The sequence below is a fragment of the Citrobacter sp. Ct235 genome (assembly GCF_030332305.1).
Lineage (GTDB): Bacteria > Pseudomonadota > Gammaproteobacteria > Enterobacterales > Enterobacteriaceae > Citrobacter_A > Citrobacter_A telavivensis.
Genome location: NZ_JAOWIC010000019.1, coordinates 1 through 292 on the forward strand (window position 1 = coordinate 1; position 292 = coordinate 292).

At 52.1% G+C, this 292-nt stretch carries 1 tRNA gene; it reads left to right on the top strand.

Features of this window, described 5'->3' with window-relative positions:
* The first annotated feature begins 212 nt into the window (after positions 1-212).
* A tRNA-Gly gene (locus OGY35_RS01055) sits at positions 213-288 on the top strand.
* The last annotated feature ends 4 nt before the right edge of the window (positions 289-292 follow it).

The following is a 292-nucleotide window of genomic DNA, read 5'->3' on the forward strand; positions in this document are numbered from 1 at the left end:
GAGCACGACCTTGCCAAGGTCGGGGTCGCGAGTTCGAGTCTCGTTTCCCGCTCCAAAATTTGAAAGTGCTTGTTTAGCACGGACCACCCAAGCGCAGGATTTCGAATTGCGACAAGGCGGCAAGAAAACGAATCCTTAAGAACTTACCAGAGTAAGTGACTAAGGTGAGTGAAAGCAGCCAACGCCGTAGCGGTTCGAAAGACAAAGATTAAGCGGGAATAGCTCAGTTGGTAGAGCACGACCTTGCCAAGGTCGGGGTCGCGAGTTCGAGTCTCGTTTCCCGCTCCAAATT